Annotated in this window: 13 protein-coding genes; 5 read left to right on the top strand and 8 right to left on the bottom strand. The window is 61.4% G+C overall.

Features of this window, described 5'->3' with window-relative positions:
• Positions 1 to 95: 95 nt before the first annotated feature.
• Positions 96 to 1298, top strand: a complete 1203-nt coding sequence (locus tag AB7951_RS00325) for a serine hydrolase domain-containing protein (RefSeq protein WP_439062690.1) — start codon at positions 96 to 98, stop codon at positions 1296 to 1298.
• An 11-nt stretch (positions 1299 to 1309) separates the two neighbouring features.
• On the opposite strand, the gene AB7951_RS00320 is transcribed toward AB7951_RS00325, so the two are convergent.
• A complete protein-coding gene (locus tag AB7951_RS00320) occupies positions 1310 to 1702 on the bottom strand; it encodes a nitrile hydratase accessory protein (protein WP_120287452.1) in 393 nt (130 codons plus the stop codon).
• Between the two features lie 244 nt (positions 1703 to 1946).
• On the opposite strand from AB7951_RS00320, the gene AB7951_RS00315 reads away from it, so the two are divergent.
• A complete protein-coding gene (locus AB7951_RS00315; RefSeq protein ID WP_120287453.1) occupies positions 1947 to 3599 on the top strand; it encodes an amidohydrolase in 1653 nt (550 codons plus the stop codon).
• A gap of 171 nt (positions 3600 to 3770) precedes the next feature.
• Here AB7951_RS00315 and AB7951_RS00310 read toward each other — a convergent pair whose 3' ends face one another.
• On the bottom strand, positions 3771 to 3989 hold the full coding sequence (locus tag AB7951_RS00310; protein WP_089263548.1) for a DUF3551 domain-containing protein: 219 nt from the start codon (positions 3987 to 3989) through the stop codon (positions 3771 to 3773).
• 514 nt (positions 3990 to 4503) lie between these two features.
• Between AB7951_RS00310 and AB7951_RS00305 the strand changes: the two genes are divergently transcribed.
• Together AB7951_RS00305 and AB7951_RS00300 are read left to right on the top strand one after the other, a co-directional pair.
• Entirely contained in the window at positions 4504 to 4818 is a 315-nt protein-coding gene (locus tag AB7951_RS00305) for a DUF6894 family protein (protein ID WP_439066699.1), read from the top strand.
• Between the two features lie 207 nt (positions 4819 to 5025).
• Positions 5026 to 6468, top strand: a complete 1443-nt coding sequence (locus tag AB7951_RS00300) for an alpha/beta hydrolase (protein WP_120287455.1) — start codon at positions 5026 to 5028, stop codon at positions 6466 to 6468.
• Between the two features lie 25 nt (positions 6469 to 6493).
• On the opposite strand, the gene AB7951_RS00295 is transcribed toward AB7951_RS00300, so the two are convergent.
• On the bottom strand, positions 6494 to 6916 hold the full coding sequence (locus AB7951_RS00295) for a DUF992 domain-containing protein (RefSeq protein ID WP_231081269.1): 423 nt from the start codon (positions 6914 to 6916) through the stop codon (positions 6494 to 6496).
• A gap of 453 nt (positions 6917 to 7369) precedes the next feature.
• On the opposite strand from AB7951_RS00295, the gene AB7951_RS00290 reads away from it, so the two are divergent.
• A complete protein-coding gene (locus tag AB7951_RS00290) occupies positions 7370 to 7849 on the top strand; it encodes a TerB family tellurite resistance protein (protein WP_158596727.1) in 480 nt (159 codons plus the stop codon).
• A gap of 45 nt (positions 7850 to 7894) precedes the next feature.
• Here the strand turns inward: AB7951_RS00290 and AB7951_RS00285 are convergent, their stop codons facing one another.
• From AB7951_RS00285 to AB7951_RS00265, 5 genes are read right to left on the bottom strand one after another with little or no spacing between them, the layout of a single operon-like run.
• A complete protein-coding gene (locus AB7951_RS00285; protein WP_441255640.1) occupies positions 7895 to 9505 on the bottom strand; it encodes a proton-conducting transporter transmembrane domain-containing protein in 1611 nt (536 codons plus the stop codon).
• A 14-nt stretch (positions 9506 to 9519) separates the two neighbouring features.
• Positions 9520 to 11043 carry a complex I subunit 5 family protein gene (locus tag AB7951_RS00280; protein ID WP_184512273.1) on the bottom strand — a complete coding sequence of 508 codons (1524 nt, stop codon included), beginning with the start codon at positions 11041 to 11043 and terminating at the stop codon, positions 9520 to 9522.
• A complete protein-coding gene (locus AB7951_RS00275; protein WP_439062005.1) occupies positions 11043 to 11375 on the bottom strand; it encodes an NADH-quinone oxidoreductase subunit K in 333 nt (110 codons plus the stop codon). Before AB7951_RS00275 ends, AB7951_RS00280 begins: the two co-directional genes overlap by 1 nt.
• On the bottom strand, positions 11372 to 12313 hold the full coding sequence (locus AB7951_RS00270) for an MnhB domain-containing protein (protein WP_439062006.1): 942 nt from the start codon (positions 12311 to 12313) through the stop codon (positions 11372 to 11374). The genes AB7951_RS00275 and AB7951_RS00270 overlap by 4 nt, the downstream gene beginning before the upstream one ends.
• Positions 12310 to 12603, bottom strand: a complete 294-nt coding sequence (locus AB7951_RS00265) for a monovalent cation/H(+) antiporter subunit G (RefSeq protein WP_439062007.1) — start codon at positions 12601 to 12603, stop codon at positions 12310 to 12312. Before AB7951_RS00265 ends, AB7951_RS00270 begins: the two co-directional genes overlap by 4 nt.
• Positions 12604 to 12610 lie beyond the last annotated feature (7 nt).

Below are 12610 nucleotides of genomic sequence, written 5' to 3'. Positions count from 1 at the left end.
TTTCGACCTTGGCACCCTCGACAGTCCTTCTCCCCTGCCATAGTAAATCCTTGAGCGCATCGACGCGCCCGAAGATGCAGGACAGACCTTTGACTGTGACAGATGTGGCGCCGGGTGCAGGCGAAGCCAACAGCACCATTCGTCAGGCTTCCGCGACGAGCCCCCAAACTGCAACCGACGCGATCATCAATTCCTATGCCGGCCGATCGATGCCTGTCGATCATCTGCGGACCTTCGTCACGCCCGAGATGAATTTCGCGACGCGCACCATCAAGGCGGGCGCACCGGTGCGGCCACTGATCTATAGCAAGCATACGCTGCCTGACTTTCCGATCGTCTCCAATGGCGCGAGTTACGACATCTACGACTATGTTTCGCGCAACCGCGTCGCCGGACTTCTGGTGATGAAGGACGACGAGGTTCTGCTCGAACATTACGATCTCGGTATCGAGGCATCGACACGCTGGCTGTCGATGTCGATGGCGAAATCCTTCAGCACCACACTGATCGGCGCTGCCATCCAGGACGGGTACATCAAGAGCGTCGACGATCCGCTGGTGAATTATCTTCCCGAATTTTCCGGCACCGCCTATGAGGGCGTCAGCGTGAAGACGCTGATGCAGATGACGTCAGGTGTGCGCTGGAGCGACGATCAGACCGACGCACAGTCCGAACGCCGCAAGCTGCTCGAATTGCAGGTGGCCCAGCAGCCCGGCGCCATCATGCGCTACATGGCGGAGCGTCCGCGCGCCGCGACGCCCGGCACGCAATGGACCTATTCGACCGGCGATACCCATGTTGTCGGCGCGCTGGTGAAGGCGGCCACCGGCAAATGGCTGAGCGATTATCTCTCGGAGAAGATCTGGTCCAGACTCGGCATGGAGGCCGACGGCGCCTGGTGGCTGGAAGCGCCGGGCGGACTGGAAGTCGCCGGCAGCGGGATGTTTGCCACCCTGCGCGACTATGCACGCTTCGGCCGTTTCATTCTCGATGACGGCGTGATTGATGGAGAGCGCGTGCTGCCGGAAGGCTGGATGCGCGCGGCCGGTGCCCCGCGTGAGATCAACGGCCAGCGCGTCGATTACGGCTATATGTGGTGGATCGTACCGGGCGCGGACGGCTCGCTCGATGACGGCGCTTTCACCGCACGCGGGATATTCGGGCAACTGATGTATATCAATCCCAAGCATCGCGTGATCTGCGCGGTGCTGAGCGCGCGGTCGAAGCCACCGACGATGGTGAACCCGGCGGTGGCGGACAATGCATTCTTCAATGCGGTGGTGAAGGCGCTGGCGTAATCGCGCCACCGCTAGTCGTGATGCGCGAAATCCGCCGGGGTCAGTTCGATCGGCTGGCCATGCGGCGTGCGATCGGCGGCGTGGTCCCAGGCATCGCGATAGCGATGCAGCGCATCCGCCGTCGTCACGCCCTTCTCGGCGATCAGATTTTCCAGCGTCGCCAGCCAGTGCCGGTAATAGGTCTCGCCAGTGTCGGCATCACCTCCCGCCTGGGCGCGCTTGATCTCGGCAGCCAGCGCCGCAGCCCATTCCGTCCAGGTGAACACGCCGCGCTCATGCAGCGTCACGGCCATGGCAAAGGCCTGGGCCTCCCACGGCTCGCGAAACACCGGACCCTCGGCGTCACAGGGGATGCTCGGGATTTCGGCCGTCGCACGGGTTGCAGCTTGAGTATTGGTCGTCATCACACCGGCTCCAGACATCAGGCGAATCCTACACCGACGCGCGCCTCACGCAAATGTCGCTGCGTGACGCGCATGGCAGGTGTCTAATTCCTGACCTGCGAGAAAAACTCCAACATAAAGCGCGATATGCGGCGCGTTGCCCCGTCTGCAGGCTCACACTGCACAATCTGCGATCTTGCTCCGCTGAATAATTTTGGCGTACCCGTCGCTGCACTCGATCCCGTGAATAAAAGGTAGACTTAAGATGGAAAAGCCAAGCCTCATCCTGACCGGAGGACGCGTGTTCTGTGGTCTCAACGAGGGCTTTGTCGAAGCCATCGCGATCGCATCGGGACGCGTGCTGGCGACCGGTTCGGCCCAGACAATCGCCGAGCTTGCCGGACCGGATACGCGCATCATCGAACTCGCCGGCCGCACCGCCATCCCGGGCCTGAACGACGCCCATATGCATTTGTTGCCGCTCGGCCTGACCATGACCGAGATCAATCTACGGCCGGAGACCGGCGCTAACTCGATCGGCGAAATCCTGCGCCGCGTCGCCGAGAAGGCCAAGACGGCCAAGCCCGGCGAATGGATCAATGGCCGCGGCTATGACCATTACGAGCTCGCGGAAAAGCGTCATCCCACCGCGGAAGAGCTTGATCAGGTCGCGCCGAACAATCCGGTCTATCTCAAGCGCACCTGCGGCCATGTCGCCGTGATCAACACACAGGCGATGCGCGCGGCCGGCATCGGCCACAACACGCCGCAGCCCGATGGCGGCATGATCGAACGCCGCGACAACAAGCTGACCGGCCTGCTCGCCGAACGCGCGCTGCGCCTGATCGTCGACGCCGCGCCGAAGCCCAGCGCCGAACGCCTGCGCGATGCGATCGACCGCGCCAGCCGGTTCATGCTCGAGCAAGGCTTCACCAGCGTGATGGATGCCGCGGTCGGCATGGCCGCGGGCATGGATGAGATCGATGCCTACGAGCATCTTGCGAAATCGAACACGCTGCCGATCCGCACCTGGGTCTGTATCTACGGCAACACCGACGGCATCGGCGACCAGGCGCATGCTGCCGGTTATCGCTTCGGCCGCGAGGTCGGCATGCTGCGCTATGGCGCGATGAAAGTGTTCGGCGACGGCAGCGCCGGCGGCCTCACCGCTGCGATGTCGAAGCCCTATCTCGTGGGCGATCCCGATAATCGCGGCATCTTCTGCTACACCGACAAGGAGATGCACGACTATCTCGCGCATTATCATGGCCTCGGCTACCAGCTCGCCATCCACGCCATCGGCGATGCCGCCATCGAGCAGGTGCTGTCAGGGATCGAGAAAGCAGGTACGGCGGACAATCCGATCCTCGGCCGTCGCCATCGCATCGAACATTGCGGCTTCCTCAGCGACAGCCAGATCGCGCGCATGGCAGCCGCGGGCATCGACCCGGTGCCGCAGCCGGTCTTCATGTATGAATTCGGCGATCTCTACATCACCAATCTCGGCCAGGCGCGCACCGATGTCGCCTATCCCATGCGCAAGTGGTTCGACGCAGGTCTGCATCCGGCGGCGAGTTCGGACGCGCCGGTGTCCACCACCGATCCGTTCAAGAACCTGTTCACGATGACCACGCGCATGTCCAACCGTCATACATTGCTGGGCGAAGGACAGAAGCTGTCGATGGCGGAAGCGATCCACGCCTACACCTATTTCGGCGCCTATACGCAGTTCGCCGAAGATCGCATGGGCCGTCTGGTGCCGGGCCAGCTCGCGGATATCGCCGTGCTCAGCCACGACGTCTTCACCTGCGTGCCCGAGGAAGTCGAGAAAGACACCCGCTGCGATCTCACCATTCTCGGTGGCGACGTCGTGTTCGACAGGCTGGGTCAGGTCGCGGTCGCGGTCGCGGCGGAATAAAGAGAGCGCAAGACGCTGCGATATGTGGTCAATGCCCGCTGTTCAGTCGTATCGCAGCAAAGATCTGTTTGACGGAGGCCCTTGCCGTAAGGGCGCCGCTTCGTCTGTGCATAAAGGTACCGTCGCCAGATGACATGGCGACGGCTGCCGATTCAAAAACGACACTACGCCTCAGCGGACGCGCTTGCGACAGGAGGCACCTGTTCCGCTGACCGCTGCACGGCATTGGTCGATCGTGTCATAACTACAATCGGTGCCCCGCGACTGTGATTTGGCGCACCACGCCCTCCCCTTGGCTTCGCTCTGCGTGGTGACGAATACCATGCTCGCGCTCGCCACAATCGTGGAAACAAGCAGGGACAATAAGAAACGCTTTTTCAGGTTCTGCATCGCATCCTCCTTTTCAATCGTCGGAATAATGGATGACGCGATTGCATCACGATATCGGGTGTTGACCTGATCCGAGCCGCGGAATCACCCCTGCGATCACGGCGAAAGATCGTGATGCGCTGGAATGGCTATCGCAGGCGCAACGGTGCAATCGTATCGCTCACCTGCAATAGCGATGCGATACCGGGTGGGATCTTCCGCTCGATGTGCGGACCCAGCAACGACCATGACGCCAGTAATACCGGTTATGCCAATGCCGCCTGTGACTCCCCACGGCCGCTCCGGTGGCAGCGCCTATGGCCGCGCCGCGTCGCCCACCGACGGCGCCGCCAATGATGGCACCGGACACTGCGCCGCGTCCTGCTGCGCTTTGGGCAAGCGCATCCGCCAGCGGAACCACTGCAGATAGCGCGAGTAGAACGAGCAAGGCTGAGATCCTTCGCATGCGTAACTCCCTGACAATTGATGCTGTGGCCCCCGCACGCGTTCCGATTTGAAATGCACATCCAGAACCATGGCTATCGGGGAAAACCCTTGGTCGGTGCACATGACGCGCCATCGTATGTGTCAGCGCCTTACTAATTATTCACTGGGACACGCGGCTCTTCCGAATTATTGGAGCGCGATGCGATACTTTTTCCATATCCTGGACGGGCCGAAAGTTTTTCCCGATGAGGTCGGAAGCCGCCTTTCAAATCCGAAGCTTGCGATCACGCAAGCGCGCGCCCTTGCTACGGAACTAGGCAAGGCCGGCGCGCTTTGCGGGTCCCATCTGGTGTTCGTTCTCGACGAGAACGGCAACCGGATCTTCGGCTGCCGGGCTAACTGACGGCTTTGCATATGACTGCCGTCGCATGCGCGGATCTAGACGTCGCCGAAGAAGTTACCGATTATCAGGGTAAAGCCCGATACCCGCTCAGGTGCTTTCCCCTATATCTCCCGTCACGCTTCAAATTTTCCGGGCTATCCTGCACCACGTCGTCATTTACGGGGTTCGGTCGTGCGGGCCAGAATCTTCAGATTTGCAAAGATCCTGATGGCGTTTTTCGGCATCGCGCTGATGACGATCTTCGCTGTCCGCATCTACGATTCGCAGCGCGGCCTGCCACTCGAGACATGGCATACCTACGTTCCGCATGAGTTCCATGCGAGCAAGCTGGATACTGCCGACTGGGCGCAATATATGGCGGCTGAGGCGGAGCTTTTCGACGAAGTCCAGCGCGAGGTATCGCAGAAGCTCGATCCGACAGAACGTGTGCCACCCAATCGGTATTTCGAAGGCAGCCCAGTCTATCCCGCGCATTTCGTGCAGGATTTCAATCGCTCCTTTGTGCTGGAGCCGAAGGGGAAGCCGATCGGCGCGGTCGTGCTTCTTCATGGCCTGACGGACTCTCCCTACAGCCAGCGCCATATTGCGCGCTTTTACCGCGACCAAGGCTTCCTGGCGATCGTACCGAGGCTACCGGCACATGGCACGGTTCCGGCCGCGCTGACCGACGTCGCGTGGGAAGACTGGATGGCCGCCACGCGGCTCGCCGTGCGGGAAGTCAAGAAGCGTGTGGATTCGCCCGTGCCGCTGCATCTGGTGGGATTTTCCAACGGCGGTGCACTGGCCATCATGTATGCGCTGGATGCCATCGACGACGAAAAACTGTCACGACCCGACCGCCTGATACTGATCTCGCCGATGGTCGGCATCACCAGTTTTGCACGGTTTGCCGGCCTTGCGGGATTTCCGGCAATTCTGCCCGCCTTCGCCAAGGCCGCATGGCTCGATGTCGTTCCGGAGTTCAATCCCTTCAAGTACAATTCATTCCCGGTAAACGGCGCGCGTCAATCGCATCTTCTGACCAGGGCTCTGCAACGGAGACTCGCGCGCTATGCGAGCGAAGGAAGACTGGGCCGGTTTCCACCCATCCTGACATTCCAGTCGCTGATGGATTTCACCGTCAGCACGCGGGCCATCGTCTCCGATCTCTATGCCCATCTGCCGGCCAATGGGAGCGAACTCGTTCTGTTCGACGTCAACCGCACCGCCAGATTTGGCCCGCTGCTCCGAACCAGCACCGATACCGCGCTGGCACGCATTGTACCTGCCGGCCCGCGGCGCTACGGCCTCGCCGTCATTACCAATTCCGGTGACAATAATGACGACGTGATCGAGCGTGTGACCGAGGCCGGCACCGTCGACGAGCATTCCCGCCCGCTCGGCCTGAACTATCCACGGGGCTTCTATTCGCTGTCACACGTGGCGCTGCCATTTCCGGTCAGCGATTCTCTCTATGGGGCGGAGCCAGACAAGTCCGAGGATTTTGGCGAGAACCTCGGTACCCTGGCGCCGCGCGGGGAACGCAATGTGCTGATCGCCAGCCTCGACTCGCTGATGCGGGCGTCATCAAACCCGTTCTTCCCCTATATGGTCGGCCGGATCGGTGAGAGCATTCTCACCCCCGCAAAGACCGCCCAACCTGCCCGATAAAGCGATGACCGATGATAAATGCCGACTATCGAAGAACGAGGTTGGATATGCCCAGTGCCAGATTCAATCCGATCTGGCCCTCGACAGAGAGCGGCTGCAGCGTGATCGTACGGCGTGATCCGCCGACGAGGACATTGGCGCCAAGACCCAGGCCGATGGCAACATTTCCGCTTGCCCCGACATAGCTGCCTCTCAACGTACCGCGGCCGATATTACTGTTGCGCGCAAAGACACCCCAGAACAGCGTTCCCCCGCGCGTGACACCAACATCGAGGCCAACCCGCCTGATCGTGCCTCTGTAGCTGTATTGCCGTGCAGCCACGGTCGACAGGAAGACACATTGCATCTCCTGGCGTGAGCCTAGAACCAGCCCGACTCTCGGACCGGTGCTGCATGTCAGTCCGCCAACGCGGAAAAGCTGTTGCGCGTGAGCCGGTGCGGATAGCATCTGCGGGATCAGGAAGGCGCATGCCACGGTCAATATGCGAATGCTGAACATTTGCTTCCCTCTCGAAACCGCGACACGAACGACGTGACGTCTGCTGCACGAGGCTAGCCGTCAGCACGCAATAGGTAATCGGGAAAAACCCTGAAGAGGTCGTGATGAGTACCCGGATTGCCGGGGAACATTGATCTGGATTCAGGTACGCGCAGCAACGCGTGTCCCCGCGGAAAATTCCAGGCCATGCGCAGAGGCCGGAGCGCCACAACTACGGCTGCTTTGCCTCGCTTTTGGCCGAATCCGGAAACTTTAAAATTCGGTAAGAAAGTGGCGGCGCCGATGGACAAACGCCATCTTCAGCTCAGGCGACCGCTCCTGAAACTTCCCAGATATCGCGGGCCCGGATGGCCGGCCGCAAGAGCGCAGTCGTCGTTGTCTCTGACAGAGAATGGTCGGGTGATGTTTGGATCAATCAAGGCGTTCATCTCGCGTGCGATGGAAGACGCCAATCAACGGAAAAACGTCGAGCAGAGAGAGCTTCTCATCGTGACCGCGGCATTGCTCATCCGCGTTGCCACCGTCCATAGCGAGCTATCGAATATCAGGCGCGCCAGATTGCATGCTATTTTCAAATCGCATTATGGGCTCGATGACACGGCTACGGCTCAGCTTCTCGTTGATGCAGATGCAGTCGCCCGTAGCGCGGTCGATCTTTATCGCTTTACCCGGCAACTCAACGAGTTCCTCGATGACGATGGACGTCGACGGATCGTTCAACTGATGTGGGAGACCGTCTACGCGGATCAGCGGGTCAACGAGTTTGAAGAGAATCTGATCTGGCGTGCGGCAGACCTTCTGGGCGTATCGTCCCGGCAGCGCGTTGAACTTCGACAGCGCGTCGTCGCCGGCATGAAGAATTTGGCGACGGTATCAGCCTGACGACACGAGCATCGCATCCATAGCGATGTCGATTGTTCGGCATACTCACTGGGCCAACAGCGCGGCTCCGAGAGCCACCGTCAGTGCGAGCAGTGAAATTCCAGCCACATGCCATTGGCGAAGCGTGCCTTCCGCTTGCTCGATGGTCCTGCCCCAGGCTGGAGCGATCTTCACACACCTGTCCAGAACGACGACAATATCTCCCTCGGGAATATGGGGTAGCCGCACCCAGCGCCACAGCACTGCCGCCAATATGGCGCCCAGCAGAACTGGAAACAGGGCCTTCCACAGCAGTTCGGGCGCCAGAGGATTGGGCAACATTCCTTCGGGGACCGCGAGGAATAGCGCCCATGGTACGATGAGCGACGCTACGGCGGTCGACAGCCATGGCCAGAACAGGCTCGGCGCAGCGGTCGCCTCGTAATCCGTTGATGCCGTCGTCACCAGGCCTCGCACGAACTGCAGCATGAGCAGCGTCGTGCCGACAGCAGACAGCGTTGCAACCGTGTTGGCGGCCCCGTCCCCGAGCGGTCCGTCGACCACGATTTTTGCCAGCGCACCGCCGGTCAGCGGGAGACCGCCAAGGCCGACGGCAATGATCGCCACTGGGACAAGGATGGGCAACAGATATCGGCGACCGGTCGCGGCGATCACGCCGACGGAGAGAAACAGCGCGCCTTTGACCAGCACATGGTTCGCAGAATAGAAGATCGCCGCCAGTGCAGCGCGGCCATCTCCGGCGATCATGCCCATGCCAATGACGGCCACGATGAATCCCATCTGGCTGACGCTCGAATAAGCCAGCACAACCTTGGGCCTGCGTTGCGTCATTCCAATCACCACCCCGTAGAGCGCCGCGAACAGGCCTGCAGCTGCGAGTAACGTTCCTGCGTGGGGCAGTGCCGTATCGAGGGGGAGAAAGCGGATCATTCCGAGGATGCTTGCCTTGACGGCTGCACCACTCAGAACAGCGGCAGCCGGCGCCGGCGCGGCCGCATAGGCCCGTGGCATCCAGACGTGAAATGGAACAAGGCCAGCCTTCATGCCAAAACCTGCGATCAACAGGCTGATGATCAGGTCGCGGTGCGGCGACGTCGGCAGTGCGGCGGCGGCATCGCCGATTAACAGCCCGTTGCCGGGAATATCCGCCGCGAGCAGCACGAAGGCGATGAGCAGCAATGTCTCCGCCAGCAATCCAAGGCCGATATAGAGCGCGCCGGCCCGCCACGCATCGGCCGTTTCATGCTGGATGATGAGGCCACAGGCGCCAAGCGTCAGCATCGCCAAAAACAAATAGAAACCCACCATGTCGGCAGCGAGAAAGACGCCGATGCAACCCGTCAATGCGGTGAGCCAGCACACGGCGAACCGCCCGCGATTCGGCCTGCCCTGCAGATACGGTGACGCATAGGCCCCGGCCATGATCCATAGCAGCGCGGCAACGCCGAGTAGCAGTGCCCCGGGGAGATCAAGGGCGAAAGTCAAATGCAGACGGGCGGGGCCGACGACAAGCGGGGAATCGTCGGAGACAAGGAGCACGGCCACAAATGCAGGAATCGGAGCAAACGCCAGATATGAAGGCATTCGCAGTAATGCCATTGGCCAGAGGCAAGCCAGCAGCATCCCGAGCGGAAAGAGCAAGGCGAAAGCCAGCAAGGGATAGGCCTCTATCATCGCAGCCAAGCCATCGGCGCCTCCGGACGACCAACTTGCAATACATCGATAGGACCGAACGCCACGAGCCCCAGCAGAACCGAGAGCAATGCCAGCCCCAGCGCCGCCACTTCCTGATACTTCGGCACCGCGGTGTGCAATGTCAGCGGCGCGCTCGGCGCTCCCATCGCACGCGACAGCACGATGAAGGTATATGCGCTCGTGAGCAGCCCTCCTGCGATGATCACGATTGCCCACCACCATTGCGCCGTTGCAATCGTCGCCTCCAGCAAGAGCCACTTTGCCAGAAAACCGCCCGTTGGCGGCAACCCGATCAGGCATAGGCCACCGAGGCCGAAGGCGAACATCGTCATGGGAAGCGCGCGTGCGATCCCGCCGAGCTCCGAAATCTGGTCATGTCCAAGCGCGGCATAGACAAGTCCCGCAGCCATGAACATGGCTGCCTTGGCCGTGGCGTGCGAGATGGCCTGAAGCATGCCTCCCGTCAGGGCATCGCCATACTGGAGATGCAACGGGTCGGCAGCGAGCGGAAACATCAGGAACAGATAGCCGATCTGCGCAACCGTCGAATAGGCGATCAACAATTTGAGCCGCTTCTGTCGGAGCGCGACAATGTTGCCGCAGATAATCGCTGACGCCCCGAGCACCCCAATGAGTTGACCGGCAGCCACACTCAAGAGTCCCGGCACAGCGTCGAACCAGAGCCGCACAATGAGAAAGAACGATCCCTTCACCACGACGGCTGACAGAACCGCGCTTGCCGCCGCCGGTGCGCCGGCATGCGCCGGGGGAAGCCAGAGATGCAGTGGAAAGAGCGCGGTTTTGGCGAACAGCCCCACCGTCATCAGCGTCGCGGCAGCGAGCGTCGCCGGCTCGATCTGCACGCGTTGCGACATCAGGACGATGTCGAGGGTTCCATAGCTGCCATACAGCAAGGCCGTTCCGACCAGATAGAGGATCGAGCCCAGCAGCGCGAAGAGCAGATAGCGCAATGCCGCCTGCAAGGTCTCCGCGCGGCCATCGAGACAGACCAGCGGCACCGCAGCGAAGGTCAGCAGCTCAAGCGCAACGTAAAGTGTGAACAGATCGCCGCCGAGAAAGATCATGTTCATCGCGCCCGAGATCGCCATGAGCATGACCCAGAACACCATCGGCGCGCGGGTTTCGACGGACGCTGCGCGACTGCCGAAATTCGCATGCGCGAACACGCCGATGAGGCAGATCACGATGGCCATGGCCACCATCATCGCGACTGAAAGTCCGTCGGCGCGCAGGGTGATGCCGAGCGGGGGCTTCCAATTACCCACAACGTAGCTCAGCGACGTTTCGCTTTGCCATACTTTCACGAAGACAATGCAGGCCACGCAGAGGCTTGCGGGCAACAGGAACGCGGCAATCCTTTCGGCGTACCGTCCGCCAAGGACAAACGACAGCAGGATGCCGACAACCGGCAATACGATGGCCAGAACAAGAAGCGCCCCGTCGGCAGTTGTCGCCTCAAGCGCGGTTGCAGCCGGCATCAGGATTTTTCCTCGCCGGTTTCAGATCTGTCGGAACTGATCGAGGCCCGGCCGGTCTCATCGCCAAGACGCTGCACCAGCGCGATAGCCATGGCCGTCGCCGCGAACGCGACGACAATCGCGGTGATCACCATCGCCTGGGGGACCGGGTCACCGCCGAGCCCGGCCGCTGCCCCCCGCCTGGCGATCACACCGAACAGCAGAAACACACCGCTCCCGAGCAAATTGAATGCAAGGATCTTGCGTAGCGGCTCGGGATTCGTGATGAGCCCGTACAGTCCGATGCCCACCAGCGCTGCGCCACACAAGCCGAACAGCGTTGTCGCGTTCATTGCTGCTGCGCCCGTACCGGCGGTCCTGCGGCCAGCATGCCAAGCGCCACAGCGATCGACAGCGTGAGAGCGGCTTCCACGGCGACAATCAGCGGTTTGGCGTAGCCTGCCGGGTAAGCGAGAAAAGCGTCGGCAAATACCCATCCAGCAAGGCCAATGGCAAGGAACAGCACCGGTCCGGTGACGAGCAGAACACGTAGCCAGAGCCGACCGATCGCAGGAGCTTTTTGCAATCCCGCGACAATGACAAGGAGCCACATCGCAGCCAGCACCGTGCCACCCTGAAAGGCGCCACCAGGATCCTTCGCGCCGACCCAGCACATATAGATTCCGAACACGATTCCCACCGGCGGCAAAAGCTGAGCCAGAAAGATCAGCGTGGGATCGGGCCGTGCGTAAACCTGCAAACCTGGCGTTCCACCCCAGGCATGATCTGGCGCCAGCGACCAGACCCCGAGCAAAGCGAGTAGCAGGACCACCTTTTCGAGCAGCGTGTCGAGTGCCCGGAACACGAACAGCACGCCGGCAACGGGGTTGCCGAGACCACTCGGCGGCAGGTTTTCCATCACCATCGGCGCGAGCGTCGGAACGGGCGCCGGCGGATAGAAGATGGCAACGGCAAGACCCGCCGCGACCAGCGCACACAATGCACCTGCGGCAAGGCGCAGCGGATGACTAACTCTTACGCGATCGACATCATCGGAGCGGGACCGCGCGACGGCGCCGAGCAGCAACAGGCCGGTCATGCCGCCGCCGATCGCCGCTTCTGTCAGAGCCACATCGACAGCGTGGAGCCGGACCCATGCCATGGACAGAAGCAGCCCATAGACGACGAACATGACAACTGCGGCGAATGCCGTGCGCACAAGGATGGCTGAAGCACCGATCGTCAGGATCAGCGCAACGAGAGCAATATCGAAGACGGAGGCGATGCTCATCCGTCCGCTCCGTGGTGGCGTACCGCACCGGCGATCAATTGGGTGACGACCGCCCCGGACAGCTGGACGAGCAGCCAGACGATCACCAATTTGACCGCGAACAGCGGGCTACTCGTCTGCGGCAGCAAGCCCAGAACGATCAGGCCAAGACCGAGATTATCAACCTTGGTCAGCGCGTGCAGACGCGTCAGCGTATCTGGGAAACGCAACAGACCCACCGTGCCCGCAAGGAAGAACAGCGCTCCTGCGGAGACCGCGCAAATGGTCAGGATATCCATGACGAGGCTCATGCGCCCC

It is taken from the genome of Tardiphaga sp. 285_C5_N1_2, assembly GCF_052076065.1.
GTDB lineage: Bacteria > Pseudomonadota > Alphaproteobacteria > Rhizobiales > Xanthobacteraceae > Tardiphaga > Tardiphaga robiniae.
Note: the sequence above shows the minus strand (reverse complement) of the source record. Positions and strands in the feature narration are given on the sequence as shown.

Bases quoted from the DNA above. Each gene is read 5' to 3' on its own strand.
- AB7951_RS00280 (WP_184512273.1), bottom strand. From the start codon at position 11,043: ATGCCGGCTGCAACCGCGCTTGAGGCGACAACTGCCGACGGGGCGCTT.
- AB7951_RS00305 (WP_439066699.1), top strand. From the start codon at position 4,504: ATGGCTATCGGGGAAAACCCTTGGTCGGTGCACATGACGCGCCATCGT.
- AB7951_RS00300 (WP_120287455.1), top strand. From the start codon at position 5,026: ATGGCGTTTTTCGGCATCGCGCTGATGACGATCTTCGCTGTCCGCATC.
- AB7951_RS00315 (WP_120287453.1), top strand. From the start codon at position 1,947: ATGGAAAAGCCAAGCCTCATCCTGACCGGAGGACGCGTGTTCTGTGGT.
- AB7951_RS00265 (WP_439062007.1), bottom strand. From the start codon at position 12,603: ATGAGCCTCGTCATGGATATCCTGACCATTTGCGCGGTCTCCGCAGGA.
- AB7951_RS00295 (WP_231081269.1), bottom strand. From the start codon at position 6,916: ATGCTATCCGCACCGGCTCACGCGCAACAGCTTTTCCGCGTTGGCGGA.
- AB7951_RS00320 (WP_120287452.1), bottom strand. From the start codon at position 1,702: ATGACGACCAATACTCAAGCTGCAACCCGTGCGACGGCCGAAATCCCG.
- AB7951_RS00290 (WP_158596727.1), top strand. From the start codon at position 7,370: ATGTTTGGATCAATCAAGGCGTTCATCTCGCGTGCGATGGAAGACGCC.
- AB7951_RS00275 (WP_439062005.1), bottom strand. From the start codon at position 11,375: ATGAACGCGACAACGCTGTTCGGCTTGTGTGGCGCAGCGCTGGTGGGC.
- AB7951_RS00270 (WP_439062006.1), bottom strand. From the start codon at position 12,313: ATGAGCATCGCCTCCGTCTTCGATATTGCTCTCGTTGCGCTGATCCTG.
- AB7951_RS00310 (WP_089263548.1), bottom strand. From the start codon at position 3,989: ATGCAGAACCTGAAAAAGCGTTTCTTATTGTCCCTGCTTGTTTCCACG.